At 52.8% G+C, this 26532-nt stretch carries 22 protein-coding genes and 1 pseudogene; 10 read left to right on the forward strand and 13 right to left on the reverse strand.

All coding sequences use genetic code 11. From position 1 onward, the window contains the following. Nucleotides 1-101 precede the first annotated feature (101 nt). Both ACVBEF_RS03530 and ACVBEF_RS03535 read right to left on the reverse strand, forming a co-directional pair. Nucleotides 102-1817 (reverse strand): PQQ-dependent methanol/ethanol family dehydrogenase, encoded by a 1716-nt coding sequence (locus ACVBEF_RS03530; RefSeq protein WP_447122589.1) that lies wholly within the window; start codon nucleotides 1815-1817, stop codon nucleotides 102-104. Nucleotides 1818-2101: 284 nt separating this feature from the next. Then, nucleotides 2102-3244: a porin gene (locus tag ACVBEF_RS03535; protein WP_447122561.1), complete on the reverse strand. Its 1143-nt coding sequence runs from the start codon at nucleotides 3242-3244 to the stop codon at nucleotides 2102-2104. A 411-nt stretch (nucleotides 3245-3655) separates the two neighbouring features. Here ACVBEF_RS03535 and ACVBEF_RS03540 point away from each other — a divergent pair, with 411 nt between their 5' ends. The 6 genes from ACVBEF_RS03540 (at nucleotide 3656) to ACVBEF_RS03565 (ending at nucleotide 13277) form a co-directional block, all read left to right on the forward strand. Then, nucleotides 3656-5779 carry a 4Fe-4S binding protein gene (locus tag ACVBEF_RS03540; protein WP_447122562.1) on the forward strand — a complete coding sequence of 708 codons (2124 nt, stop codon included), beginning with the start codon at nucleotides 3656-3658 and terminating at the stop codon, nucleotides 5777-5779. Next, a complete protein-coding gene (locus ACVBEF_RS03545; RefSeq protein ID WP_447122563.1) occupies nucleotides 5779-6795 on the forward strand; it encodes an FAD:protein FMN transferase in 1017 nt (338 codons plus the stop codon). The genes ACVBEF_RS03540 and ACVBEF_RS03545 overlap by 1 nt, the downstream gene beginning before the upstream one ends. 51 nt (nucleotides 6796-6846) lie before the next feature. Then, on the forward strand, nucleotides 6847-7098 hold the full coding sequence (locus ACVBEF_RS03550) for a type II toxin-antitoxin system Phd/YefM family antitoxin (RefSeq protein ID WP_447122564.1): 252 nt from the start codon (nucleotides 6847-6849) through the stop codon (nucleotides 7096-7098). Further along, nucleotides 7095-7514: a type II toxin-antitoxin system VapC family toxin gene (locus ACVBEF_RS03555; RefSeq protein WP_447122565.1), complete on the forward strand. Its 420-nt coding sequence runs from the start codon at nucleotides 7095-7097 to the stop codon at nucleotides 7512-7514. Before ACVBEF_RS03550 ends, ACVBEF_RS03555 begins: the two co-directional genes overlap by 4 nt. A gap of 328 nt (nucleotides 7515-7842) precedes the next feature. After that, nucleotides 7843-10716 carry an insulinase family protein gene (locus ACVBEF_RS03560; RefSeq protein ID WP_447122566.1) on the forward strand — a complete coding sequence of 958 codons (2874 nt, stop codon included), beginning with the start codon at nucleotides 7843-7845 and terminating at the stop codon, nucleotides 10714-10716. Between the two features lie 428 nt (nucleotides 10717-11144). Then, nucleotides 11145-13277 (forward strand): bifunctional diguanylate cyclase/phosphodiesterase, encoded by a 2133-nt coding sequence (locus ACVBEF_RS03565; RefSeq protein ID WP_447122567.1) that lies wholly within the window; start codon nucleotides 11145-11147, stop codon nucleotides 13275-13277. Here ACVBEF_RS03565 and ACVBEF_RS03570 read toward each other — a convergent pair. The 7 genes from ACVBEF_RS03570 to cyoA all read right to left on the reverse strand — a co-directional run bounded on the left by ACVBEF_RS03570 (nucleotide 13270) and on the right by cyoA (nucleotide 20153). Next, a complete protein-coding gene (locus ACVBEF_RS03570; protein WP_447122568.1) occupies nucleotides 13270-13860 on the reverse strand; it encodes a response regulator transcription factor in 591 nt (196 codons plus the stop codon). The two genes, ACVBEF_RS03565 and ACVBEF_RS03570, sit on opposite strands and share 8 nt — an antisense overlap. Beyond that, nucleotides 13850-15196 carry an ATP-binding protein gene (locus ACVBEF_RS03575; protein WP_447122569.1) on the reverse strand — a complete coding sequence of 449 codons (1347 nt, stop codon included), beginning with the start codon at nucleotides 15194-15196 and terminating at the stop codon, nucleotides 13850-13852. Before ACVBEF_RS03575 ends, ACVBEF_RS03570 begins: the two co-directional genes overlap by 11 nt. Before the next feature lie 20 nt (nucleotides 15197-15216). Continuing rightward, on the reverse strand, nucleotides 15217-16002 hold the full coding sequence (locus tag ACVBEF_RS03580) for an SURF1 family protein (protein ID WP_447122570.1): 786 nt from the start codon (nucleotides 16000-16002) through the stop codon (nucleotides 15217-15219). Beyond that, nucleotides 15999-16511, reverse strand: a complete 513-nt coding sequence (gene cyoD / locus ACVBEF_RS03585; RefSeq protein WP_447122571.1) for a cytochrome o ubiquinol oxidase subunit IV — start codon at nucleotides 16509-16511, stop codon at nucleotides 15999-16001. Before cyoD ends, ACVBEF_RS03580 begins: the two co-directional genes overlap by 4 nt. Continuing rightward, nucleotides 16508-17158, reverse strand: coding sequence for a cytochrome o ubiquinol oxidase subunit III (gene cyoC, locus ACVBEF_RS03590; RefSeq protein ID WP_447122572.1), 651 nt, complete (start codon nucleotides 17156-17158; stop codon nucleotides 16508-16510). Before cyoC ends, cyoD begins: the two co-directional genes overlap by 4 nt. After that, nucleotides 17151-19154, reverse strand: coding sequence for a cytochrome o ubiquinol oxidase subunit I (gene cyoB, locus ACVBEF_RS03595; protein WP_447122573.1), 2004 nt, complete (start codon nucleotides 19152-19154; stop codon nucleotides 17151-17153). The genes cyoC and cyoB overlap by 8 nt, the downstream gene beginning before the upstream one ends. Nucleotides 19155-19226: 72 nt before the next feature. Further along, nucleotides 19227-20153, reverse strand: coding sequence for a ubiquinol oxidase subunit II (cyoA, locus tag ACVBEF_RS03600; protein ID WP_447122574.1), 927 nt, complete (start codon nucleotides 20151-20153; stop codon nucleotides 19227-19229). A gap of 187 nt (nucleotides 20154-20340) precedes the next feature. On the opposite strand from cyoA, the gene ACVBEF_RS03605 reads away from it, so the two are divergent. Beyond that, nucleotides 20341-21708 (forward strand): MFS transporter, encoded by a 1368-nt coding sequence (locus ACVBEF_RS03605; RefSeq protein WP_447122575.1) that lies wholly within the window; start codon nucleotides 20341-20343, stop codon nucleotides 21706-21708. 264 nt (nucleotides 21709-21972) lie between these two features. On the opposite strand, the gene ACVBEF_RS03610 is transcribed toward ACVBEF_RS03605, so the two are convergent. Beyond that, nucleotides 21973-22509 carry a hypothetical protein gene (locus ACVBEF_RS03610; RefSeq protein ID WP_447122576.1) on the reverse strand — a complete coding sequence of 179 codons (537 nt, stop codon included), beginning with the start codon at nucleotides 22507-22509 and terminating at the stop codon, nucleotides 21973-21975. Then, the gene (locus ACVBEF_RS03615) at nucleotides 22499-22768 is read right to left on the reverse strand and encodes a hypothetical protein (protein WP_447122577.1); all 270 of its coding nucleotides are present in this window, start codon (nucleotides 22766-22768) and stop codon (nucleotides 22499-22501) included. Before ACVBEF_RS03615 ends, ACVBEF_RS03610 begins: the two co-directional genes overlap by 11 nt. A 128-nt stretch (nucleotides 22769-22896) precedes the next feature. Here ACVBEF_RS03615 and ACVBEF_RS03620 point away from each other — a divergent pair, with 128 nt between their 5' ends. Continuing rightward, on the forward strand, nucleotides 22897-23172 hold the full coding sequence (locus ACVBEF_RS03620) for a hypothetical protein (protein WP_447122578.1): 276 nt from the start codon (nucleotides 22897-22899) through the stop codon (nucleotides 23170-23172). Here ACVBEF_RS03620 and ACVBEF_RS03625 read toward each other — a convergent pair. After that, nucleotides 23118-23267, reverse strand: a pseudogene (locus ACVBEF_RS03625) (MFS transporter); the annotation flags it as partial. The gene ACVBEF_RS03620 and the pseudogene ACVBEF_RS03625 overlap by 55 nt on opposite strands. Before the next feature lie 219 nt (nucleotides 23268-23486). Here ACVBEF_RS03625 and ACVBEF_RS03630 point away from each other — a divergent pair. Both ACVBEF_RS03630 and ACVBEF_RS03635 read left to right on the forward strand, forming a co-directional pair. After that, complete coding sequence (locus ACVBEF_RS03630; protein ID WP_447122579.1) at nucleotides 23487-24779, forward strand: type II toxin-antitoxin system HipA family toxin; 1293 nt, start codon at nucleotides 23487-23489, stop codon at nucleotides 24777-24779. Next, nucleotides 24776-25507, forward strand: a complete 732-nt coding sequence (locus tag ACVBEF_RS03635) for a helix-turn-helix transcriptional regulator (RefSeq protein ID WP_447122580.1) — start codon at nucleotides 24776-24778, stop codon at nucleotides 25505-25507. Before ACVBEF_RS03630 ends, ACVBEF_RS03635 begins: the two co-directional genes overlap by 4 nt. 128 nt (nucleotides 25508-25635) lie before the next feature. On the opposite strand, the gene ssb is transcribed toward ACVBEF_RS03635, so the two are convergent. Beyond that, nucleotides 25636-26196, reverse strand: coding sequence for a single-stranded DNA-binding protein (ssb, locus tag ACVBEF_RS03640; RefSeq protein WP_447122581.1), 561 nt, complete (start codon nucleotides 26194-26196; stop codon nucleotides 25636-25638). Nucleotides 26197-26532 lie beyond the last annotated feature (336 nt).

Genomic DNA, 26532 nt, shown 5'->3' on the forward strand with positions numbered 1-26532 from the left:
ACCATTGTTGTCAGCCAAATCGCCCGAGGAGGAGAAAATATTTTAGCCATCCGCGTAATGAGATATTTCCTCTTCAATCTGAAGAGGAAATATTGTCATGTTTATGAAGCGCTGCTTAATTTGAAAACCCACACCGATCCGCCTTGCTCGATCGTATTGATTTTCTTGGCAACTTCACCGCCCCACAATGGCACCGCGCCACCCCAACCAGAGACCACAGCAACATACTGCGTATCGCCATCTTTCCATGTCACAGGGGGTGCTACGACACCAGAGCCGGTCTGGAATTTCCAGAGTTCTTTACCCGTTTTGGCATCCACTGCTTTAAGAAAGCCTTCCGGTGTGCCATAGAACACCAAGCCGCCAGCCGTCGTCATCACACCACCCCATAGCGGCGCGTTGTTTTTGATTTCCCAGACGATTTTTCCTGTCTTCGGATCGATGGCACGCATCGCACCGATGTAGTCGTCATTGATCGGACGGATAGTAAAACCGGCACCCAGATACGCGCTGCCTTTTTTGTAGCTGACCGGCTCGTTCCAGATATCCATACCCCATTCGTTGGCGGGTACATAGAACAGTTTAGTCTGCGGGCTATACGCCATTGGCATTTGATTTTTACCGCCGAGGAAGGCCGGTGCGACAAATGAGGTCGAGCCTTTTTTACCTTCTTCACCCTTGGTCGGATCGCCAGGACGTCCCGCTTCAAGGTATTCCGGACGGCCGGTTTTCAGATCAATTCCCGACGCCCAGGTAATCTTTTTAACGAACGGAAAGGCATTTTGCAATTTGCCGTTATTCGCATCAATGACATAAAAGAAACCGTTACGATCGGCTTTTCCGCCGTAGCGCTTGCCATCCATATCAAAGGTCACAAACTCATTGACGCCGTCATAATCCCAACCATCATGCGGGGTAGTCTGATAGCTCCATTTAATCTTGCCGGCGTCCAGATCGAGCGCGACGGTAGAGGATGAATAGAGGTTATCGCCAGGGCGCAAATGACTGTTCCACGGCGATGGATTGCCGGTACCGAAATACGCCAGACCGGTCGATGGATCGTATGTTCCACCCAACCAGGTAGCGCCCCCGCCGGTTTTCCACAAATCGCCCGGCCAGGAGGCATTGGTCGTGCCGGTAATCCCGTTTTCCACTGCCTTACCGTCTTTGTCGTATTTATAGCCCATGTGGCCTTCGATCATTGGACGCGACCAGATCAACTGACCGGTACGCGGATTGCGCGCATCGACGCGTCCAACCACGCCAAATTCACCGCCGGACACGCCAGTCAGCAACAAACCTTTGGCAATCAAGGGTGCCGCAGACATCGAATAACCGGCGGCATAATCGGCGACTTTTTCTTTCCAGACGATCTTGCCGGTATCCTGATCCAGGGCGACCAATTGCGCGTCGAGCGTGCCGAAAATTACCAGATTTTCATACAAGGCCGCACCGCGATTGACCACATCGCAGCAAGGCATGATGCCGTCTGGCAGCCGGTGTTCATACTTCCATATTTTCGCGCCGGTCTTCATATCGATGGCATAAATGCGCGAGTACGAACCGGTCACAAACATCTTGCCGTTATAGATCAACGGCTGCGATTCTTGTCCGCGCTGCTTTTCTCCGCCGAACGAAAAAGACCAGGCTGGCGTGAGCTTGCTGACCGTCTTGGTATTGATCTGCGTGAGCGTGGAATAGCGCTGCCCTTCCGTGCCCATTCCCCACGTCAGCACTGTGCCTGGCGCTTTGGCGTCGTTGGCAATCATGGCATCGGTGACGTTCGGGACCGGGGCCGCAAACGCGCTGCTGAGCATCGCGCCGAACAGCACTCCTGTGAGTTTCTTATGCATGTCTTCCTCCACTGTTTTAATTGAACGTATTAATCGAATGTTTTAATCGAATATTTTCTTTTCAGCCTATTCGTCACAGCTCTATAGGCAAGGTGCATGCCATCTGTCGCCAAGACCCATAACTCTGTCGGTTGCTGCACCAAAGCCAATATATGTTCCCTGCTGAACTGCGCTAAAACTTAGCAACTGTCTCAGAACTGAACAGATCAAGAGAAGAAGGCTGGCGTTGGGCAAGGACCGTCAAACAACTAGAACGTATGCTTGATACCCACTTCAACAGCAGTGGTTGTTTTGCCGCCGCTCGCCAGGTAGACATTGTTATTGGCGACACCAAACGCCGCGCCAGTCGTATAACCGTTGCCAGCCTTCACACCGGCGAGCAAGCCGTAAAGCGTGGTGCGCTTCGACAAGGCGTAGTCATCGCTCAGAATCAATGTTCTGGAGGTATCGCTGGTACCGTCTTTGTTATTGGAATAGTAGTAAGCCAGCGTGGCCGTATTGGCAACCGAGGTCCGATAATTCAAACCCGCCCCATACACCCGATACTGCGCTAGCTCAACGCCGGAAGATGGATCGCTGTTTTTATTGTTGAGGTAGTTGACCGTCAGTGTGGCATCGCCAAACGCGTAAGCCGCACCTACGCTGTATTTTCTGGTTTGCGTGCCGGTTCCACCCACCAATGCGGCCTTCTGACCGTTATCAGACTGGTAGGCCGCCGATAGCGTGACCGGGCCGGTATAGACCGCACCCAACGCGATGACACGGTTGGCGGCGTTGCTGCCAGCGACTTCGCCGAAGCTATATGAACCGTTCAGATTAACGTCTGCAATTTTGGTGCTCAGCGCCAAAGCATTGGCGACGAAAACATCAATCGGCGTATTTGAATTCGCTGGTGCAGTGGCGGTGCCGACATTCAACGGACTTTGCGTCAACGCCCATGAAATCAGGCCCGAAAAGGTTTCTTTCAACCCGCGCGGATCGGTCGCAGCAAAGGCCAGCACGGCAGGCGAATATTGTTTACCCAGAGTAATCGTTCCGTAGCTATTGGACAGACCAATATTCGATTGACGTCCGAACAGGCCACCCCATTGACCGCCTTGACCGGTACTGGCAAAGAAATGGCCTTCAAGATTGAAATTCGCTTTCAGACCGCCGCCCAAATCTTCCGCACCTTTAAATCCAAAAATACTCGGTGTCACGCCGCCAGTGTTTAATGCAGTGACGCTGCCCGTACCGCCGGAAGGCGTCTTTTGATTGTTGACATACACGAGTCCTGCATCGACCACGCCATAAATGGTGACCGACGACTGTGCCTGCGCAGTACCGGCGATTGCCCCAAACGCCATCAGTACCGCTAGTGCCGACGTTTTACCCTTGACTATTTTTTTCACAGAATCTCCATTCATTATTGTATTTTTCAATTGCTGCGGGTTTGAGTCCCGCAGTATCTGTGACTTGGCAAAAGGCATGCCATTGGCAAAAGATTTTTGTCCCGGAAATAATTTTTTTCTGTGAAATAGTCGCCCTGCGCCCTATGAAAATTGATATGAAAGATCGCCATTTATCCGCCATCTGCCATCCCCGAAACAAGCATTTAATCGTACAGCGCTGGCAGCATTTTCTCTTCACCGTATGTATAAATTTGAATCACATCGCAGCAACTTGTTCATAATTTGATCGGTCCGTCATGCGTGACAAAACACCCTCTCACCACTTTCCTCAGCGATGGCACATTTATTGCAAAGCAATTGGAATCGACTCAACAATGTCCTCCTCGTTTCCACTCATCGTTAAGGCCCCCGATGCGCTTCTGGTTACATTGCTTCATCATTTTCATCATCGCCATTGCGTCCTGCCAGACCCCTGCATCGGCTGGTGTGATGACGCACGATGCACTGGTGAAGCGCTTCCCCGCGCCGTTCATCATTGGTGAAAAAGACAGCGCGATACCGGTGTGGCCGATGTTCAAACAGAACGCCACAGCTAACGAGTTGGTGGGATATGTTTTTGAATCCATCGATCTGGCCCCGGTGTCGGGCTTTTCCGGTTTGCCGATCAATCTGCTTATCGCGCTTGACCCCAAAGGCAATTTTCTCGACGTCAGCGTCATCGCGCATCACGAACCGGTGTTTCTGGACGGCTTAGGCGAAGCGCCGATGTTTCAATTTGTCAGCCAATATAAAGGCCTGTCTTTATTCCAGAACATCAAGATAGAGACCCAAAAAAATAACACCAACAAAACCCATGGTGTGAATGTCTATCTCGATGGCGTCACCAAAGCCACAGCCTCGGTGCGGATCATGAATCAGACGGTGCTGGCGGCGGCATTGAAAGTGGCGCGTAAAAAATTGGGCTTTGCCGAAGGCCGCGATCCCGATTTAATTGCACGCATAAAGACCGATCTATTTGCGACAAAAAGCGTGGCGCAATTGATCGACGCAGGGTTAATCAAACACGTAGTTTTACGCAATAGCGACGTAGAAAACGCGTTTAAAAAAACCGCTGGCGCAGGTCTTGATCCAGAAACGCTAAGCGATCCCAAAGCCATGTTTATCGATCTCTGGCTGGCCTATGTTTCAGTCCCCGGCATCGGTCGCAATCTGTTGAATGCAGCTAGCTGGAGCAAGTTGGAAAATCGTCTGGATGCTGACGACCACGCCATTCTGGTGATGTCCAAAGGCCACTATAGCGTGGTCAGCGATGCGTTTGTCAGCGGCACGATTCCTGATCGTTTTCAGTTGCAGCAAGACAAGTTGCCCATTGAAATGCGCGATCTCAATCTGGACCTTGTGTTTGCTGCAAACAGTACGTTCATCAACATGGACTCGGTGAAAGTGTTCCGCGTCATTAGCCAGGCTGGATTAGACCCTGCGCAGCCGCTCGATTTTTCACTCACCGTCACGCGCTCCAAAGGGTATGTTTATCCTGAGCGGTTTAGCGAAAATTTCCCATTCAGCTTTACCTTGCCGTCGCGGTTTTATACCGCGGCAGAAAGCGACGCCAAATCCTGGGAAAGCAGCTGGATCAAACGCTGGCCGGAGATTGCTTTGCTAATCACCGCGCTGGCCGTTCTTGCGCTTGCCTTGACCTTGCAAAAACGGCTCACCGCAAACGGCGCTGCCTTCGTCTGGTTCCGGCGCGGCTTTCTGACGTTCACGCTATTTTTTATCGGCTGGTATGCGCAAGGGCAATTATCGATCGTCAATATCACCGGATTTTTGCAAGCCGTAATCGGCAGGCGTAGTCTGGCGTTTTTTATGTATGACCCGATGACTGTCGTGCTGTGGGCCATTGTCGCGGTGTCTTTATTTGTATGGGGACGCGGAACATTTTGCGGCTGGCTCTGCCCGTTCGGCGCGTTGCAGGAAGGTATCGGCAAGCTGGCGCAGTTTCTGAAAATTCCGCAGCTCACCATCAAATCGAATACCGACGCAAAACTCAAACGGATCAAATATGTTGTGCTCTTTGCGATACTGGTGAGCGCCGTGTTTTCAACCGCATTGACTGACAAATTGATCGAGGTTGAACCTTTCAAAACCGCTATCACCCTCAACTTTATCCGCTCGTGGCCGTATGTGGCGTATGCGCTGGCGCTCTTGCTTGCCAATGTGTTTGTCTACAAAGCTTTTTGTCGCTTTCTTTGCCCGTTTGGGGCCGGGCTGGCGGTGCTGGGACGCGTTCGACTATTGAACTGGATACCGCGCCGCAAAGCGTGCGGCACGCCCTGTCAAACCTGTCGGCATCGCTGTGATTATCAGGCGATCAAACCCGATGGAAAAATCGTCTATGAAGAATGTTTTCAGTGCATGGATTGCGTCGTCATTTACGCCAGCGACGACAAATGCGCGCCGCTGATCATGGAGAAAAAACGCGCCCGAACGATTGCTATTGTGCCGGTCTCTATTCAACCGTTAGTGGAGTCGTAATGCGAAGACGCACATTTATTTCAGCCGCGATTGGTGCCACGCTGGTTGGCGTGATTGGCAGGCAATTCCTGCAACCAAGCACGGTTACGCGTAGCGCTATATTACCGTCCGGCTTGCGACTGTATTCCGGTGCCGATCTGGCGTTCGGGACCACCATCGCCCTTCAGGTATTGCATCACGATCAGCGCCAGGCCGAGCTGGCGATTGAAGATGCAATCCATGCGGCAAAAAAAATCGATACGCTCATGAGTATCTATAGCGAAAAGAGTCAGGTTTTTCAGTTGAATCGAGATGGCCGATTAAGCAATCCCGATCCGCATTTACTGGTGGTCCTGAAAGAATCCCAGCGTCTTTCTGCACTCACCAACGGCGCCTTCGACATCACCGTGCAACCGTTGTGGCAATTGTTCAGCACGGCGGCGCTCAGCAATAAGCTACCCTCCCCTGCCGAGGTCGCGCATGCGAATACCCTCGTGAATTGGCAAGACTTGTCAGTTGATGCACAGCAAATCCGATTACGCACAACCGGCATGGCCATTACCTTGAATGGCGTAGCCCAAGGCTACGCAGTCGATCTGGCGCTGGCAGCGGTGCGGGCAAGAGGGATTCAAGACGCGCTACTCGATACCGGCGAATTTATCTCCACCGGAACCAAAACCCCGGATCGGCGCTGGATCGTTGGCGTGCAAGACCCCCGCCACACCGATGCGTTCACCACGGCGCTGCAAATGGATGGCCGCAGCGTGGCGACTTCGGGCGATTATGAGACGACCTTTTCGCCGGACTTTGTTCACCATCATATTTTTGATCCATCCACCGGCGACTCGCCTCTGGAATTGGCGAGCGTCACCGTTGTTGCTCCGACCGGCTTGCTGGCCGATGGATTGTCAACGGCGCTGTTTGTGCTTGGCTCGGAGAAAGCAATCCGATTGGCGGCGCAACTGGAGCGGGTCGATGTGTTGTTGGTGGATAAACGGGGGCGGACCTGGAAGACGGCGAATTTGCGTGAGTCTTAATATCTCTATATACTGACCTAGTTCAATAAACTAGGTTGATTGGAGATATCAATGGAAACTCTTACCTTCCAGGAAATCGGTGCTTTTGATGCAAAAGCCAAATTATCTGAATTGCTACGCTCAGTACGGGCGGGGCATTCCTACACCATCACTGTCCGGGGTGAAGCGGTTGCCAATCTGGTGCCAAGCACAACAACCGCACAGAGCACTCAAGCCGCTATCGCGTCCATGCTGGCCTTTAAAAAGATACGTGGCATTCCGAGTGAGGACATTAGTGATTGGATCAAGGAGGGCCGTCGATGAGCATCGTCGTTGATGCCTCAATGGCACTCGCATGGATCTTTGAACGCACAAAACCGGAAGAGGCCGAATGCGCTGACCGGGCTATACAAGCAATAGCAGAGACGGGAACGGTGGTGCCATCACTTTGGCACATCGAAATCACGAATGCACTTCTGGTCGGTGAGCGCCGTAAAGTGGCAACAGAAGCGCAGGTGATCGATTATTTAGCGCGTCTGGATCGACTCCCCATTTCGATTAGCGACACTTCACCTGAAATGCGGCGCGATCAGGTGATGGCGCTTGCACGTGAGCATGGATTAACTGCTTACGATGCGACTTATCTCGACCTGGCATTGCGTACTGGCTCGGTACTGGCGACATTTGATAACAAACTGGCAAACGCCATGCGCAATGCTGGTGGCATCGTATTTGAGTAGCCGACCTGAAGGTCGCCACATCAGCATCATCCGCCTGAGAAAGGCGAATTTGGGAGTGGTGAAAGACCATGACAAACAAGCATACAATTATTTATCCCACAGTCGAAGAAGACGCAGCAATCACTGCAGCCGCTTTATCAGACCCTGACAACCAGCCTTGGACTAATGACGAATTAGCGCAACTAAAGCCTGTGCGTGAGCGTCCTATAAGAAGCGAGAAGTACGCTTTCTGCGATTACCCTGAGTTAACCAGACCATGAAAACCCTTCCCCACGTTTTTCAGGCACTATTGAAAATCGATCATCAAACTCTTCAAACAATTCTATAAATGGCTTTTAAACAGACCCGCCTCCATCCCGTCCCAGCAATCCGCGCAGTTGTCGAAGAATACGAAGATGCGGCATTCGGCACGCGTCATATCCATCTGCGCACCGATAGTCAGGAAATGGTATTTCTGGTGGCGTTTCCCACGATTCCAGACGTCAGCGACGGGCGTGCGCATATTTTGGAACACTTGTCACTGTGCGGTTCAGCGCACTTTCCGGTGCGCGATCCGTTTTTTTCAATGACACGGCGCTCGTTGGGGTGGATGAATGCACTGACTTATCCCGATAAAACGGTGTATCCGTTTGCGACCACCGACAAGACCGACTTTTTCAATTTGCTCGATGTGTACCTCGATGCGGCTTTTTTCCCTACGCTGGATTATTACGACTTCTTGCAAGAAGGCTGGCGGCTGGTTCTGGAGGACGGCAAGCTGACCTATCAAGGGGTGGTATTAAATGAAATGAAGGGCGCGTTTTCGGACCCGATTCGGGCGCTTGATCAGGGCATTAGTCAGCAACTGTTTAACAACACCACGTATAGCGTGGAATCCGGCGGCGACCCTTTGGCGATTCCCGATCTGACGCACGCGGCCTTGAAAGAATTCCACGCTAAGCACTATCACCCTTCGCAAGCGGTTTTCATGACGGCGGGCAATGTGGATATCGCTGCGGTGCAGGCCATCATCACAGAACGTGTGTTGACCAAACTACCGGGCGGCTCTGCACGCATGCTGCCGCAACTGGCAAGCCCTTGGGATGCGCCAAAAAATACCACCATCGTCATCCCGGCCCAGGAAGGCAACGACAACAAATACGGTTTTCAAATGAGCTGGCTGTTGGGCGAGTCATCGGACCCGGTCGGCCATATCAAAGCCAAATTGCTCGAAGCCGGTTTATTGGGCGATGCATCAGCACCGTTGTCACGCGCGCTGGAGTCTGCCGGTTTTGGCCGCCCGTCTGCGTTGAATCATGCTGAAACCGGTTCGCGCCAAATGAGCTTTCATACCGGCATGGAAGGCTTGAAAAAGTCCGAAGTCAGCAAGGCCCGCGCACGTATCTGGAATGCGCTGGAAAAAACCGCCATTGAAGGCGTGCCGCACGCCACGCTGCAAGCCAGTTTGCGCGATCTGCGTTTTCATCAGCGCGAGATCAGAGGCGGTGGCTTGCCGTACGGCTTGCATCTGTTGCTCAATGCGTTGCCGTTTGAAATGAATGGCGGCGATATTATTGCCGCCTTTGATATGGAACCGGTCTTGCAGCAATTTGATGCCGAAATCCAAGACCCTGCGTTCTTTAAAGGATTGGTGCAGGCATTGCTGGATTCACCTACGCGGCTGGAGTCCACCGTATTTGCCGATGCCAGCTATAACGCTGACCGTATCGCGCAAGAAACCGCCCGTCTGGCGCAGATCGACAGCAACTTAAGCGCAGCCGACCGGGCACGCATCGTTGCCGAATCGGCGGAGTTGTTGCAGCGCCAGCGGCAAGCGGCTAACAAAGACATCCTGCCACGCATCCGCCCTGCTGATGTTGCAGCGGCCACCAAACCGGGCCTGCTGATCCCGGCACCCAAGCACGGCGCGGTCATCTTGCCGATCGCCTCCAACGGCGTGAGTTACGCATCGCTGCTGTTTAACGTGTCGGACTTATCGCCCGATGCATGGTGTTGGCTCAATCTGTATGCCAGCGTGATCCCGGACTTGGGCGTGGCGCATAAAAATTACGAAGACGCCAGCGCATGGCGTCAGGATTTAGTCCCTGATTTTGAAGTCAGCCTGGACGTGCATCAAGCGCTCGACGCCAGTCGGCCTTTGCAGATTTCGGTCGAGTTTTCCGCCAAGGGATTGCAAGAAGAACAGAATCAGATCAAGGAAGCATTGCAGGGCACGATTACGGACGTGCGTTTTGACGAGCTGGACCGACTGGCGTTTCTGATTGACAGCATGGTGTGCGATGTCAAAGACGATCTGGCCGAGGACGGTAGCCGTTATGCCGCACTTGCAGCAGCGGCACCGTGGTCTGTTGCAAGCCGATTTGAAGAGGCGGTGTTTGGTGCCAGCGGCCTGCCCTTCTATCGCTATCTGCAGGAGCAGCTTGAGGATGAAGCTGGTATCGGAGCGATCGCCGAGCGCCTCAAAACGCTGCACCACACCATTATCAGCAGCCCGGTCACCGTCATTGTGTCGGGCGAACCGGATACAGCGTCCCTGCTCGGCACTGCATTGGGACAGGCTTTCAGCGCACCAGCAAGAACCCTCGGGGTGAGCACTGAACCAGCCCCCACAGCCCCGGCGTCCCCGGCCAACACGGCCCTGCACGCCTCAGCGCAGGTCAATCATTGTTTCGCCGTATGGCCGGGACCGACGATTGCCGAACCGGATGCCGCGTTTGTCTCTGTGTTAGCCGAATTAATGACCAATGAAGTCTTACATCGATCGGTGCGCGAAGAAGGCGGTGCGTATGGCGCGCAAGCCTCGCACGCGATTGCTACCGGTCTGTTCAAGATGACCTCATTTCGCGATCCGCGTCTGGCGGCGACGTATGCCGATTTCGAGCAGGCCATTGCGTGGGTGCTGGACGCTGAGTTGACGCAGGAAAGTGTCGAAGAGGCGATCATCAGCGTCATCCAGACCCTCGATCAACCGCGCTCTCCGTACGCCGAAGCCACCAATAGCTGGGCGCGCAAACAAATCGGGATTACGGAAGCGATGCGTTCGCAATATCGTCTCAATGTTCTGGGATGTACGGCGGACGATATCCGGATGGCGGCAACGAAATGGCTGCGCAATACTCACCCCAGCCGGGCCGCATTTGTGGGCAACACCGATCAGGATATGGCGGGTCTTGCATTGACCCGATTGGCTGCACTGGTTTGAATAGATGAGGGCCTGTCGGAGCTTAGTCTGCCAGGTTCTCAGAGGCGGATACAACACCATCGCTTGAGAGGAATACATCAAAAAATTGCACAGAAAAATAATTAAAAATTGTAATTATTTTTCTGTCACTCCAAAATTTGACATTAAATTTCGTCATCCGTCCATAGGTAAACGACGTTGAAATCGTCGTTTCAAATGTAACAATACTAAGAAATTCCTTGGTACTATTCAGTCAATATAATCTTCGGCCGCGCTGATCTAGTCAAATGGTACCTCGGACTAAAACCACCCTCTTCCTTCGTGGTCACGAATCCCTTTTAATTCTTCTCGTTGCCTTCAATGTATTGTTGCTCATCGGGCTGTGGGTCGGGATATATTTTTATACCGAGAATGAATGCGTTAGCGCCATCCGCAACGCCAGCAGTGATATGGATAACCTCGTGCGCGGCTACGAGCAATCCACATTACGCACGCTCCATCACGATGACGAGGTCGTTAAGTTTATAAAATTTCAGTATGAAAGCAAAAACGGGATCATTGACTTACCAGACTTCGTCGAACGCGGCTTGCTGTCGTCGGATCTGCTCATTCTGGCCTCCCTCACGAACGAAAAAGGCGATCTCATCGCCACAACGCGCCCAGGTCCGTTTGAGAAAATCAACTTGCGCGATCGCGAACATTTTAAGGTTCACATCGCCGCCGATTCTCAAAAAATGTTCATCAGCAAACCCGTTATCGGCAGAGTATCGAGCACAGAAACTCTGCAAATGAGTCGGCGCCTGAATCATCCCGACGGCACGTTTGCCGGTGTCATCGTGCTCTCGGCCGAGCCCTCCACTTTTACCGATTTTTACAATAAAGCGGATTTCGGTACGCAAGGCATGGTGAGTTTATTAGGCACCGATGGCGTCTATCGCGCCATTCGTATCGGGGACGCCGCCAAAAAAAATATCGTCGTCGATTTTGCCGACACGCTGGCGCTCTATGCCACCGCCCACAGTACAGATGCGCCAGTGGTGGTCAGCGCGATTGACGATATCCCGCGCGTGTCTGCCTATCGTCAACTCGATGAGTATCCGTTAGTGGTCAGCGTGGGTATTTCATTAGAAGACGTACTACGCGAAGTCAATCTTGCCGCAAAGACGCATTATCGCTGGGCAGGCGTGGCCTCGATGCTGATCATCGTCTTTTTGATCGTCACCGGGCTATTAGCTTTCAAGCTAAAAACCCATCAAGACAAAATGGAACACTTAGCCGGGCATGACCCCCTCACGCAGTTGCCTAATCGCCTACTTTTTCTGCGACGACTCCATAACCAGATCGTGCATTCGCAAAAAAATAATATCGGCGTCGGCGTGCTGTTTATCGATTTGGATAACTTCAAAAATATCAACGATAGCCTGGGGCACGAAACCGGCGATAAGTTGCTCTGCGCCGTCGCCGAGCGCCTGCAATCAGCGATCCGCCACACCGATAGCGTGTTTCGTCTGGGCGGCGATGAGTTCACGGTGATATTGCACAATTTCACCAGCGACGAATCAGGTGTGTTGGCAAGCAAGCGCATCCTGAGCGCACTGGAGCCGCCCTTTTTGATCAATGAGCACCGCTTAAGCATAGGCGCATCCATCGGCATCAGTCGACATCCGTCGGATGGCAACACGACCTCTGAACTATTGCAGCATGCGGACATTGCGATGTATCAGGCCAAGACCGAGGAAAAGGGCGCTTTTCGGTTCTTCTCAGCACAGCTGGGTAATGACATGGCAGATCGTTTAGCGCTGGAGCAATCGATTCGGGAGGGCATCGCACGCAATGAATTTTTCTTGTCTTATCAGCCGAAAATCGACCTAATCTCTGAGCGCATTGTCGGATTCGAAGCGCTCATGCGCTGGGAGCATCCGACCAAAGGGATAGTCATGCCCGACGATTTCATCCCGGTTGCCGAAGCCACCGGCCTGATTTTGCCACTTGGCAAGCGTGCTTTAGAAATGGCTTGCGATCAAATGCAACGCTGGCAGCAAGCAGGGATGGGCTGGATACCGGTTGCTGTCAACGTCTCGGCCCGCCAATTCAAAAGCGCCCACTTAGTCGACGATATCGTGTCCATCCTGGCTAAGTACGATATTCCGCCTTCGATGCTGGAAGTTGAGATCACTGAAAGTCTGGTGATGGAAGACCCGATAGCGGCAGAATCGACTTTGCTCAGACTACGAGAAATAGGCAGCAAAATATTGATCGACGACTTTGGGGCCGGACACTCATCGCTGGCGTCGTTAATGCATTTCTCGGTAGATTGCTTGAAAATTGACCGAGCGTTTGTCCAAAGCAGTTCCACCGAAATCATTCGCACCGTCATTGCGCTGGCCAACAGTTTTCATTTGCAAGTCATCGCTGAAGGCGTGGAAACTGCTGAGCAACGGGATATGCTCAAAGCACTATCTTGCGAAATTGTGCAGGGATATTTTTATAGCAAGCCTGTGTTAGCTGAAGAGGTACCGGGATTGCTGACGCGATTTTTGAGTGAGGATATTTTTAAAGTCGACGCTGTCATCATTACTTGATGCGCTGCTTCTCAAGCTTCCTCGCCAGCGTGCGTCGGTGCATCCCTAAGCGGCGCGCCGCTTCTGAAATATTGAAATCCGTCTCCACCAATACTTCGTGTATGCGTTCCCATTCCAACGTTTTGATGGATGTTGCGCGGTTGGTGAGTTCGACCTCGGCAATTCCCGCAATGTGACCGAAGGCGGCTTCAATATCGTCGGTGTTGGAGGGCTTGGCGAGGTATTGGCAAGCCCCTAGTTTGATGGCCTCGACCGCTGTGGAAAGGCTGGCAAAGCCGGTCAGTACCACGATCAACATCGTCGGATCATGATTATGCAGCATCTGCACACAGGCCAGGCCGGTCGTGTTGCTATTCAATTTAAGATCCACTACCGCATAGCCGGGCGCATGTTGCGGCAACAGCGCCGCGGCCTCATCGAGGTTGGTTGCTAGCAATACGGTATAGCCGCGCCGCTCAAATGAACGACCGAGCGTGCGCGCAAAAGTCGCATCATCTTCGATGATCAGCAGTCGCCGCTGCGCTTCTGGTAACGCTGGCAAGGCTGGCAAAGCTGGCAAAGCTGGCAAAGTATCAACCGGCATGCTCGTCCTCATGTTCGATTTTTTCAAGGCTGATCGCCGCCAATGGCAGAGTAAGTTGAACCAGCGCACCACCCTGCTGACGATTCCGGGCGGTGACCGTGCCACCTAGTTTGCGCGCGACATTGACGACAAAAAACAATCCTAATCCACTGCCAGACCGCCCTTTGCTGGACTGATACGGCTTGCCGATGTGGGCCAGCATCGCAGGCACAAAACCGGGGCCGCTGTCGGTGACTTGCAAGATCAACGCACCTGCTTCTTCCATCACTTCGAGCCGCACCCATTGCGGCGATGCTTCCAGCGCATTGTCGAGCACGTTACAGATCATTTGTTTGAGGGCGGAGTCGAAGACCACCGGGATATCGCGCGCAATCCGGTTCGCATATTCAAAGGCGACTATCGGTCGGGACGAACGCCAATCTTCGGCAAGGTCATTCAAAAAAGTATTGATGGTGGTCTTGACCGAAGACTCGCCCCGGGCTTCTCCGGCGGAGAGCAAAATGCCGCTGACAATGGTTTTGCAGCGTTGCAACTGGGCCTGCATTTCACCGAGTTCTTCCAGCAGTTCGCGATTGTTGGTGAATTCCGGCATGCGTCGCCAGTCGCCCAGAATGACCGACAGCGTGGACAACGGCGTGCCCAGCTCATGCGCAGCGCCCGAGGCCAGCAGACCCATGCGGACAATGTGATCCTCTTCGGCAGCACGTTGGCGCAGGTCGGCCAGTTGCGCGTCACCGGCGCGCAGATTGCGGCTGATGCGTTTGATAAAAATCACCAACAAGGCGGCGTTGAGCGCAAAGCAAATCAGCATGCCGTCAACGTACAGGCTCGCTAAACCATGCCCATAATCGAACGGCAGCGCCAATGGCCTGGAGAATAAAGATAGACCCGCTAAGCAGATACTGGTGATGGCAACAATAGTCCAGGTTGACCATGCTTCAAGCAGTACGGCGCTAAGGATGACCTGCAATAAATACAGAAATGCAAAAGGATTGGTGGTGCCGCCGCTGAGATACAACTGCGCCGTTAAGGTCGCGACATCGACTAAGAGCGCAAAAAATAATTCGCTGTTTTTAACCACAGGACGTTCGTGCCAGCGCAACTGGCTGGCGACATTGAAAGCAATCAGGCAGGCCAGCACCTCCAGCATCTGCGGCAGCGGTAATGCAATATCGAAGCCGAGCATGACGATGGCAATGGTGGTGATTTGCCCAATCACAGCGAACCAACGCAGTTGGATCAGGTGCAGCATGTTTTCGCGACCGGCCGCGTTAGCAAAGCCTGGCGCTACCGGCTTGGCATCTTTTACGCCGTCTGCATGTGCAAGAACGTCCATTTTTCCTTCGGATTTACAAGTCAGGACGCAAGCAAGCCGCGGCGTTCTTCACGTATGCCCCAATAACAGGCCCAGGCTAGCATTAAGGCCAGCGCGTACCAGGTCAGCGCATATACCAAATGGCTGTTGTGAAACGCGATCACGGTCAAGCCACCGACGGGATGCTCGGACGTGCCATCCTCGACGATTCCCGGTTGTGCTGCGTCGGCATCAACAAAATAGGGTGCCACATGCGGCAACGATAGATTGCGTGCCGCAGCAATGGCGGCAATGTCGCGTGAGTACCAGCGATTTTCAGTGGGGTCATTGTGCCGCAGAAAGGCACCGCCCGGCTCGCTTATCCGCAGCAGTCCGGTGATGGTAGAAATAGTGGATGGGTCAGTACTTGAAACAGTTGTCGGAGCATCGTGAGGCCGATAGTCGCCCGGCTTGGCGGGAACGAAGCCACGGTTGATCAGCACCACGCTGCCATCGGCAGCGCGCAATGGCGTGAGCAGCCAGAAGCCGTTGCCCAGTTCAGTGACGGCTTGCACTTTGGTGGTCAGGCTATACAGAAATGTACCGACCACGCGCACGTGCCGGTATGCGTCGGCCTCGGCATTGATCTGGGGCCAACGCTCTGGCCCTGGGGCGGCAACGGCAGGCGCATGCACACGCTGCGTTACCTGCTCGATGAGATCGAGCTTCCATTGCAAGCGTTTGAGTTGCCAGGTCCCAAGGGCTACAAAACCGGCAAACACCAGCGCCGCGCAGACGATCAGGGTGCGCAACATCGGCACTGAACGGGAGCGCGGCGCAGGGGTCATTTCATATCAGGCATATTGTGCATATTCTGCCCATCGTGACTCATCGGCATCGTGTGCCCCTTAGGCATTTCACGAATTTCGTGCCGGTTAGGCATGACTTCCATCGATTCAGGCGTCGCTTCGGTCGCGTCGTGCATCATCCCCGGCATCATGTTGTGATTCAAGTGATACATCACCCAGATCGAACCACTGAGCATGATCACCACCAGCATGATCGTAAAGAGCAACGCCAGCAACGACCAGCCGCCTTCGGATTTACTGTTCATGTGCAGGAAATACACCATGTGCACCACAATCTGCACCGCCGCAAAACCGAGCACGACTAACGCCGTGGTGCTGGACTTGTCGAATACTTTACCCAATACCAGCCAAAACGGAATGGCCGTCAGAATCACCGCTAGCAAGAAGCCGGTGGTGTAACTTTTTAGCGAGCCGTGATCGGCGCCGCCGTGCTCATCATGATGGCCGTGCGCAATGACACTGCCCGGATGTTGGTGATGGCCGTTCATGGCAAGACTCCCATCAGATAAACAAAGGTAAAGACGCCAATCCAGACCACGTCAAGAAAGTGCCAGAACATCGATAAACACATCAAGCGCCGACGATTTTCAGGAGTCAGTCCGTGCCGTTTGGTTTGAAACATCAACGTGACGAGCCAGATAATACCGAAGCTCACATGCAAGCCATGCGTGCCCACCAGCGCAAAGAACGAGGTCAGGAAACCACTGCGTTGAGGACCTGCGCCTTCATGAATCAGACTCACAAATTCGTAGAGCTCAAAGCCGATAAAGCATGCGCCCAACAGACCGGTGACAGCCAGCCAGATCAAGGTGCTGCGCTGACGATCGCGCTGCATTTCCAGCATGGCGAAACCGTAAGTTATCGACGACAGCAATAGCAAACCGGTGTTGACGGCGACCAGGGGCAGATCGAATATCTCGGCCCCGGTCGGGCCACCGGCATAGTTACGGCCAATGACCGCGTAGGTGGCAAACAGGCAGGCGAAGACCAGGCAATCGCTCATCAAATAGAGCCAGAACCCAAGCAGCGTGCCATTCTCGGGATGGTGTTCGGTCACGTAATAACGTGAACTCGGATCAGCGCTCAGTGTGGCAGCGGCGCCGGCATTGGCGGCGGAAGTAATCATCTCAGACATAGCTTTCCATCAAACGTGTGCGCTCAGTTTCGGTACGGACGACGTCGTCGGCCGCAATAAAGTAATCGCGGTTGTAATTGAAGGTGTGAATAATGATGGCCGCCAGCATCGCGACAAAGAAGATGCCCGCGACTAACCACATCTGCCAGATCAAGGCAAAACCCATGATCGCTGTCAGCGCAGAAATGATGAAACCGGCGCTGGTGTTCTTCGGCATGTGGATGGCAGTAAAGCCAGTTTTCGGCCGCACGTAACCATTACTCTTCATATCGGCCCAGGCGTCGTTGTCATACACTTTTGGCGTAAAGGCAAAGTTGTAATCGGGCGGTGGCGACGAGGTTGACCATTCCAAAGTACGGCCACCCCAAGGGTCACCAGTGGTATCGCGCAGTGCTTCACGATTGCGATAGCTGACGATCAGTTGGATGATGAAGGAGCCGATTCCGAGCGCGATCAGGACCGCACCGACGGCGGCGACCTCAAACCAGATTTGCAGCGATGGATCTTCGAAATGGCTCATCCGGCGTGTGACGCCCATCAAACCCAAAACGTAGAGCGGCATGAACGCGACGTAAAAACCAATCGTCCAGAACCAGAATGAACACTTGCCCCAGAAACTATCGAGCTTGTAGCCGAAGGCTTTTGGAAACCAGAAATTGATACCGGCAAACATACCGAACAGCACGCCACCAATAATCACGTTGTGGAAGTGGGCAATCAAAAACAAACTGTTATGCAACACAAAGTCGGCAGACGGCACGGCTAACAACACGCCGGTCATCCCGCCAATGACGAAAGTAATCATGAAGCCTATCGTCCACAGCATCGGCACTTCAAAGCGAATCCGGCCCCGATACATGGTGAACAACCAGTTAAATATCTTGGCCCCGGTCGGGATCGAGATAATCATCGTGGTGATACCGAAGAACGAATTGACGCTGGCACCAGAACCCATCGTGAAGAAATGATGCAGCCAGACCAGATACGACAGAATCGTAATCACCACGGTGGCATACACCATCGAGGTATAGCCGAACAAGCGCTTGCTGGAAAAAGTAGCGACAATTTCGGAGAAAATACCGAAGGCTGGAAGAATCAAGATATACACCTCAGGATGACCCCAGATCCAGATCAGGTTGACGTACATCATGGCGTTGCCGCCCAAATCGGTACTAAAGAAATTGGTCCCGAATACCCGGTCCAGCGCCAACATACCCAGCACAGCGGCCAGCACCGGAAAGGCTGCCACGATCAAGACGTTGGTGCACAAAGCGGTCCAGGTGAAGATCGGCATTTTCATCATATTCATGCCGGGTGCGCGCATTTTGACGATGGTGGCGATTAAGTTAATGCCTGAGAGTAGCGTCCCGACCCCGGCAATCTGCAAGGCCCAGATGTAGTAATCGACCCCCACATCGGGGCTGGCCATAATGCCCGACAGCGGTGGATAAGCGAGCCAACCGGTACGTGCAAATTCCCCCACAAACAGCGACGCCATGATCAACATACCGCCAAAAGTCGTCATCCAGAAACTGAAGTTATTGAGAAAAGGAAACGCAACGTCACGCGCACCGATTTGCAGCGGTACAACGTAGTTCATAAATCCGGTGACCAGCGGCATGGCGACGAAAAAAATCATGATCACGCCGTGTGCGGTAAACACTTGATCGTAATGGTGCGGTGGCAAAAAACCTGCCGAATCGCCAAACGCCATCGCTTGCTGGAGACGCATCATGATGGCGTCGGCAAAGCCGCGCAGCATCATGATCAGGCCGAGGACGATGTACATAATCCCGATTTTTTTGTGATCAATACTGGTAATCCAGTCGCGCCACAACGTACCCCAGACACGGAAATAAGTCATCGCAGCCAGCACGGAAAAGCCGCCGATGCCAACGACGATAAAAGTCGCCAACAAAATAGGCTCGTGATAGGGAATCGCTTCCCAGGTGAGGCGGCCGAAGATCAGCTTTATCAAATCAATATGGTCTGGCATCATGACTTTCCGAGAAAAAAGGTGGACGCGGGGCGCACTGTCCGCACTATCCGCACTATTGCTTGAAGATGTTTATTCATGTTTTTGGCCCGGTTTAACGTTCACATCGGTCATCATCAATTTGTCCATGCACGGCTTGGCAGGATCGACGCAGCGATTCAGAATGGCGTGGTACAGCGTGGCGTCAACACTGCCGTAATGGTGCACCGGCTCCTTCTGACTAGGCTTTTCAAGTGCCAAATAACCCGCACGATTTAGCTCACCACTGGCTTTGGTCTTTTGCACCCAGCGTTCGAAGTTTTCCGGTGTCATGCCGTGAAACTTAAAGCGCATGTCGGAGAACCCCGCACCGCTGTAATTGGCGGAGAAACCGTCAAATTCGCCCGGCTTGTTGATGACCGCGTTCATCGCCGTTTCCATCCCCGGCATCGCGTAAATCTGACCGGCCAACGCAGGAATATAAAACGAGTTCATCACCGACGACGCCGTGATCTTGAAGCGGATCGGCACGTCTACGGGCGCGGCCAGTTCGTTGACCGTGGCAATGCCCAGATCGGGATAGATGAACAACCATTTCCAATCCAGCGCCACCACCTCGACCACCATGGTTTTGGTTTCAGCAGGAATCGGCCGGTTGGCGTCGAGCCGCGACAGTGGTCGGTACGGATCAAGCGTGTGGGTGCTGATCCAGGTAATCAAACCCAGAGCAATGATGATGAGCAGCGGCGCGCCCCAGATCACGAGTTCAAGCTGGGTCGAATGATCCCAATCCGGCTCGTAAGCTGCTTTTGTGTTGCTTTTTCGGTACTTCCAGGCAAACAAAATGATCAATGCGATCACCGGCACGATGATCAACAGCATCAGCAATGTAGAGACGACGATGAGATGACCTTGCTGGTCGGCGATATCCCCTGAAGGATGCATCACCACCATATTGCAGCCCGCCAACAAAACAACAGGCAGGAGGAGTAATCCGCGACGAATTATCTGGGAAATCATGCAGGAAAGTTCCTAATAAGGACTAAGAATTATGATAATGTACATCGACTAAGGCGCGATGGCGATTGGACGTTTTGTCCTACCCTTGCAGGCAATATTTGGCTTGGGTTTTTGCGTATATTTGGCGCATGTTTGGCTTATTTATAACCTACTTACAGACCAAAACCCCACTTAAGAAGTGACGATTATGACCTCCATTCCTATCAATAACAACGAACTTCCCGCCGATTCCTTCCCGCAATCGACCGGTAATGCGCGCAATACAACACCCGCCAACACCAGTCCTGGCAATGGCCATCATGCTATCGCACCGGGCGAGATTGCCATCGGCGTGGTCATTGGCCGGGCCTCGGAATACTTCGACTTTTTCGTCTATGCCATCGCCTCGGTGTTGGTATTTCCGTCGGTTTTCTTCCCGTTCGAGCCGCGACTCGAAGGCACGCTGTATGCGTTTGTCATCTTTTCCTTTGCGTTTCTGGCACGGCCCTTTGGCACGGTGCTGTTCATGGCGATTCAGCGCCGCTTCAACCGAGAAGTCAAACTCACCGCCGCCTTGTTCATGCTCGGCATTTCCACCGCCGGGATTGCTTTTTTGCCAGCCTTTGAACACTTAGGTTTTGCCTCCGTCGTCTTGCTCTCACTGTTGCGCATCGGTCAAGGTATTGCTTTGGGCGGTTCGTGGGACGGCCTGCCGTCATTGCTGGCACTCAATGCTCCCGCAAACAAGCGCGGCTGGTACGCGATGCTTGGTCAACTGGGTGCGCCGGTCGGCTTCATGATCGCTGGTGGACTGTTCGCCTATATGATCGCCAACCTGTCCACAGAAGACTTCCTCGACTGGGGCTGGCGCTATCCGTTCTACTGCGCCTTTGCCATCAACGTCGTCGCCCTGTTTGCACGCTTGCGCTTGGTGTCCACCCCGGAATACGCCCATTTACTCGATGAGAAAGAATTGGAGCCAATCGGCGTCGTCGAAATAACAAAAACACAAGGCTCGAACGTGCTCATCGGTGCCTTAGCCGCCTTAGCCAGCTACGCGTTGTTCCATCTGGTGACCGTATTCCCACTGTCGTGGATCACCCTGTATTCGACCCGTTCACTGAGTGACTTTCTGGTCATTCAAGTCATCGGCGCAGCCCTCATGGCCGTCGGCGTTATCTGCTCCGGCCTGATCGCCGACCGTTTCGGACGACGCACCACGCTGGGCGCGCTGGCGTTAATGATTGCCGTACTCAGTGGGTTCGTGCCGACGTTAATGGACGGCGGCGAGCTGGGGCAGAATATTTTTATCCTGGTCGGCTTTAGCTTGCTGGGCTTGTCCTACGGTCAGGCGGCAGGCGCCGTGACCGCTAATTTCGCTGCCAAGTATCGCTATACCGGCGCGGCGTTGACTTCTGACTTATCGTGGCTGGTTGGTGCAGGCTTCGCGCCGTTGGTCGCGCTTGGGCTGTCAGCGCATTTTGGGTTGGCTTATGTGAGTCTGTATTTGCTGTCCGGCGCGGTGTGCTCGTTGGGGGCCTTGAGTTTGAATCGGGCTTTGGAGATTCGGGATTGATTGGAGATTAATACGATTTTTGTAGTTTTTGTATTGATCAAACGAACTGTCTGACAACAGTTCGTTTTTTATTTTCTCGGCGTGTTTTACACGGTTAAACCACATTCCTACGATCTAAAAAGAGACTAATTTCCATACCATAAGCTATTGATTTCAATATTATTTCGGCACGTTATCAACTATTCATAAAAATGCCGAAAGACTTCCCCTGTTGGAACTGCCAGACGACGCCATACGCCAATACATCGACGCGACCGCCACTTTTCATAACATCCCAGTCGCTGAGCAAGCTGAACCAGCAGGCCGAAAACTAAAGCGGCCTTTTTTACGCATTGTTTGATACTCCGCGTTCAAGTCACGCCGCATGTTTGGTCCTATCCACATCGGATTTTTGAATAATCCATCGCAAACCCAGCGGCCGTTCAACGGCAGCACCCCGGTTTCCATCATCAGACCGTTGCATCCCTGCGCCATGGTGCGCAAAGGATCAGTCAGGCCCAGTACGGCATAAGCGGTAGTATCGCATTCGAGTAATAGCACCGAATAACTACGTGTATCTTTCAGATAGGCCCAGCAGCCAATACGGATGGCCGCGATAGCGTCCAGCATTTCGGCGTCAGCTTCAGGGTGGGCGCTGCGATACACATTAAGTTGATTGCGATCGGCAGCATAACGGCCTCGGCCAATCGCCAGCATTTCAAGGATCGGCGTGCTGCGCTTTTCCTCATCGCTGACCAGGGTTTCGAGAAAGTCCATATAAGTATCGATGAAGCGATTGGCTGTTGTTTGGTCAATTATCATAGGTCGTTGCTCCTTCAATTTTGACGCGCCATGCGTCGGTTAATAGTTTTTTCATCAGGCCTCGTTTTGAGGTTGGGACGCCAGACAACGACAGCCCATCTGATATCAGTTTTTGTACAATTTCTGCTTGATGCAGATCACGACGACGCTTAGCCGCCTCCCCAAATTTCGTATGTTCTGCTATCCACAATGTGAGCTCAACAAAGCTTTCAGGTGCGATTTTTCTCATTATTGTCATCTGACCAGTGGCCGAAATCACGACTTGCTCAAAACCAGATATGCAAATTCACCCTTGATTTTCCAGTACATCCCGACCTTGATAAAAAACCCGCTAAATGCATCATTTAGCGGGTTTTATTTAACTGAATCCCCTCTTAACACTCCGGCTTGAAATCTGACGCCCTACTCGAACTCAGCCCTTTACCAACGATCAACACAGTCACGGCACCAACCAGAGAAAGCACTGCCAACGTAGCGCTGACCAATCCGGCATTGAATGTGCGTCGGTTCATATTGGATGCCTCGTTCAACTTGTTATTGGCAACTCAGGCGTGCGCCTTGATTGCGGTTTCGGACGCACTATTCGGCAAAGACAAATCGCCGTCTAATTACTTGCCGCGTGTTTCCGGCAAAGCCAGCACCGCCACTACTACCCGCGAGTAAGCCAGCGCTGCATCGATACCGATGGCAGTTCCAAGCGACATCTTGCTGCTCATATGCCCGACCAGTACCGGGAAACCTGCTGAGACGATACGGCCATGACGGCCTTGTTCGTTGGCCCTGGCAAAGATCAGAGCAAAAAAAATCTCTTATAAGGACTTATTTTTTGCATATTAAAGAAAATTTAGCCCACTATAAGATACCAATACTCCTCACAGATCGGCCCAGACACATAACCATAAAGACTCTTTTAAGTATCTAAAAATGGACTTACTTAATCAAATCAGCTACCTTTATAGTACTAATGGAGCCTTTAAATGGAATGTCAATTTCAAATCTTTGTTGATGATCAATGGCTGGACTGCGCCACGATCAGTGTTCAGGATCCCGGTCGCCAACCAGGCAACGCCAGAAATGTCTTCGAATACAACCTGGACTACGCGTTTGACCAGACCATGGAACCCGTATCGCTGCGACTCCCGGTCGATGCAGACCTGCATGTTTTTCCCCACTGGCCAGCATTTTTCTATGACCTGATCCCACAGGGTGCCGGACGCCAGTTCCTGTTGGGGCAACTAGGATGGTCCGACGGCCCCGGAGCCGACTTTTCCCTCGTCTGTGCCGGGGCGTTCAATCCCATCGGACGTGTTCGCGTTGCGCAAGCTGTTGCGTATTTTCAACAACATATTGAGCGGCATGATCCCCAAGGTATCGATAACGGATTGACACTTCAACAAATCGTGGAGCGCGGCGAAGCATTTCACGAACGCATGATGGTGCACAGCATGTTGGCCGCAGGAACAACCGGAGTTCAGGGTGCCGCTCCCAAATATCTGTTAACGGCGGATCGGCAGGGCCTATGGCACGCTGATGGGGCGCTGCCCGACACGCAGGCGGCTGCGCACTTCATCGTAAAACGCCCACGTGGCACTACCGCGGCAGACAAAAAGGTCTTGAAAAATGAGGCTGCGTATATGCGCGTGGCGCAGGCAATGGGGATTCGGACACCTGGCACGCTCGATTATCTTGAAGACCTGTTGTTTATTCCCCGGTTTGATCGTGCCGTTGAAGATGGCAAGGTGATCCGTCACCATCAGGAAAGCCTCGCCTCGCTCGCGGGTCTGGTCGGCTTTGACGCTCGGCCAAGCCAGTTCGAACTATTAAACGCACTCAGAACCGTCGTGACAGACAAGACTGGCGAGACCATCGAGTTTCTCAAGCGCGACGTCTTGAATCTGGCCATGCGCAACACTGACAATCACGCACGCAACACCGCTGTTCAAAAGATTGGCAATGCGGTCCGCCTGACCCCGCTATTCGATTTCGCCCCCATGTATCTCGATCCGGAAGGGATCGCACGCGCGGCGCGCTGGTATCACCCGATATCCAAAAAAGAGCTCACGCAATGGCAGGATGTCATCGCCGCACTTGCACTGACGACCGATGAAGCCGATCGCATACGGCTGGAACTGTACGCTTTCGGTCTGCAAATGCCAGCACTTGGCGGCCACATGAGACAGGCCGGTGTTGACGCCGACATCGTGACCTATCTGCAGCCCGCGATGGATGAACAGATCCGACAGTTAAATTCGCTTGGAGAAAATAAGTGAACCCGCGTAAAAAGCCCATTGACAAGGATATCGCCCGGCAGCACCGCACCGAACTCTACGAGGCAATCAATCGGGGCGAGGTCAGCGTACAAAACACGATAAAAAAGATGCGAAAAATAGCGCGTCTGACGCAAACAGAGTTTGCCGCCCACCGCGGGGTGAGTGCCAAAGTCATCAAGGAGATCGAGCGGGGAATTGGCAATCCGACGGTCAACACACTCAACCGGATCGGACAATTTTTCGGTCTGGAAGTCGCCTTCGTTCGTTCAGAAAAATTGCGCTCACCGCAAGGCCAGATAACCCATGCCCTTGCATCTCCCGAGGCCTCCAGTCTTGCCCAGATGACGCTGGCACTTTCCCCGATCGCGGAGGCGCGGCGACTCATGGAAGAGCTGGAGAACATCAAGAAACTGGCGACACCGCCGAAAGCATTGCAGCAGGCACTGAAAACGATAGAGTCGGGCCTGAACGTTATCCGAGAGGCCCAACAAGCCATTGGACAAACCGAGGAGCTACGCCATCTGGCCTCTTCCCATACGGAACTCGAGCGTGCAATGCAAGGGCTCGATACCGAACTGTATGCTGTGCGAGAAGCACAAAACATCATCGCGTTGGCTGAAAAAATGCAACGTCAAATCCAGCCGCCGGCGGCATTAAAGCAATGGCTGGCAGATCTTGACGCAGCTAATAAACGGTTAATGCCGATTGATGTTTCATCGCAACCATGAGGTGCTCGACGGGGGAAAATAGTTATCGCTCAGAAGTCTGTCTAGGCAAAAGATGACAATAAGAACAAAAAAGCCCGCTTGCGCGGGCTTTGATGATTATTTTATACATTTCATCTAAAACGTATCCATTAGAACGGAATATCGTCATCCATATCCGAGAAATTCGGCGTAGGACGTGAAGCTGGCGCTTGTGCTGGACGTTGTTGCGCAGGCGCTGATTGTTGCGGGCGCGCCGGAGCGTTGTTCGATTGACCGGATGGTGCATTATTGTAAGAAGACGATCCGCCACCGCCCTGAACGCGGTCGCCACTATCGTAGCCACCGTCATCCATCGATTGACCGCCGCCCTGACCCTGGCGACTTCCTAACATTTGCATCGAATCGGCGATGATTTCAGTGGTGTAGCGTTCTACGCCGTCTTTGTCTTGCCATTTGCGCGTTTGCAGGCGGCCTTCGACGTAGACTGAGGAGCCTTTTTTGAGGTATTGACCGGCGATTTCAGCTAGTTTGCGATAGAAGGTAATACGGTGCCATTCGGTGACTTCTTTCTTTTCGCCACTATTTTTGTCTTTCCAGCTTTCCGTTGTGGCAACGGCGATGTTGGTGACCGCTTCGCCGTTGGGCATGTAGCGGGTTTCGGGATCGCGGCCCAGATTACCTACGATGATGACTTTATTGACCGACGCCATATGTTTCTCCTCAATCTTAATGAACCAGGACTTACACAAAATTGCTCCAGCAAAGCAGACCGACGCTGGGGCGATTTTGTGTAAGTCCTGTTAATGTGTAACCGCGGAAGCTGGCTTGACCTCAACGCGGTAAATGTTTAGTACGGACGCGATTATAAACCTGCGGCGCAGGGATTGTGGCGTTCATGACACTACATAAATGCGTTTTAAGCTGTGATGCTGCTTCTGAGATTTTTTGCTTTAATGTACGCAATATCCTTTGTAGAATAAAAATACAAATCATAGTACGTAAGTTTGAATTACGTACTTTGATGCGTAATTCAAAATTACGCAATA

This window comes from Glaciimonas sp. GG7 (genome assembly GCF_052976905.1).

Coding starts and splice junctions, on each gene's coding strand:
- ACVBEF_RS03530 (WP_447122589.1), bottom strand. CDS start 1,817: ATGCTCAGCAGCGCGTTTGCGGCCCCGGTCCCGAACGTCACCGATGCC.
- ACVBEF_RS03580 (WP_447122570.1), bottom strand. CDS start 16,002: ATGACCCCTGCGCCGCGCTCCCGTTCAGTGCCGATGTTGCGCACCCTG.
- ACVBEF_RS03610 (WP_447122576.1), bottom strand. CDS start 22,509: ATGATAATTGACCAAACAACAGCCAATCGCTTCATCGATACTTATATG.
- ACVBEF_RS03540 (WP_447122562.1), top strand. CDS start 3,656: ATGCGCTTCTGGTTACATTGCTTCATCATTTTCATCATCGCCATTGCG.
- ACVBEF_RS03545 (WP_447122563.1), top strand. CDS start 5,779: ATGCGAAGACGCACATTTATTTCAGCCGCGATTGGTGCCACGCTGGTT.
- cyoA (WP_447122574.1), bottom strand. CDS start 20,153: ATGATTTCCCAGATAATTCGTCGCGGATTACTCCTCCTGCCTGTTGTT.
- ssb (WP_447122581.1), bottom strand. CDS start 26,196: ATGGCGTCGGTCAATAAAGTCATCATCGTAGGTAATCTGGGCCGCGAT.
- ACVBEF_RS03630 (WP_447122579.1), top strand. CDS start 23,487: ATGGAATGTCAATTTCAAATCTTTGTTGATGATCAATGGCTGGACTGC.
- ACVBEF_RS03570 (WP_447122568.1), bottom strand. CDS start 13,860: ATGCCGGTTGATACTTTGCCAGCTTTGCCAGCTTTGCCAGCCTTGCCA.
- cyoB (WP_447122573.1), bottom strand. CDS start 19,154: ATGCCAGACCATATTGATTTGATAAAGCTGATCTTCGGCCGCCTCACC.
- ACVBEF_RS03565 (WP_447122567.1), top strand. CDS start 11,145: ATGGATAACCTCGTGCGCGGCTACGAGCAATCCACATTACGCACGCTC.
- ACVBEF_RS03575 (WP_447122569.1), bottom strand. CDS start 15,196: ATGGACGTTCTTGCACATGCAGACGGCGTAAAAGATGCCAAGCCGGTA.
- ACVBEF_RS03550 (WP_447122564.1), top strand. CDS start 6,847: ATGGAAACTCTTACCTTCCAGGAAATCGGTGCTTTTGATGCAAAAGCC.
- ACVBEF_RS03605 (WP_447122575.1), top strand. CDS start 20,341: ATGACCTCCATTCCTATCAATAACAACGAACTTCCCGCCGATTCCTTC.
- cyoC (WP_447122572.1), bottom strand. CDS start 17,158: ATGTCTGAGATGATTACTTCCGCCGCCAATGCCGGCGCCGCTGCCACA.
- ACVBEF_RS03555 (WP_447122565.1), top strand. CDS start 7,095: ATGAGCATCGTCGTTGATGCCTCAATGGCACTCGCATGGATCTTTGAA.
- cyoD (WP_447122571.1), bottom strand. CDS start 16,511: ATGAACGGCCATCACCAACATCCGGGCAGTGTCATTGCGCACGGCCAT.
- ACVBEF_RS03560 (WP_447122566.1), top strand. CDS start 7,843: ATGGCTTTTAAACAGACCCGCCTCCATCCCGTCCCAGCAATCCGCGCA.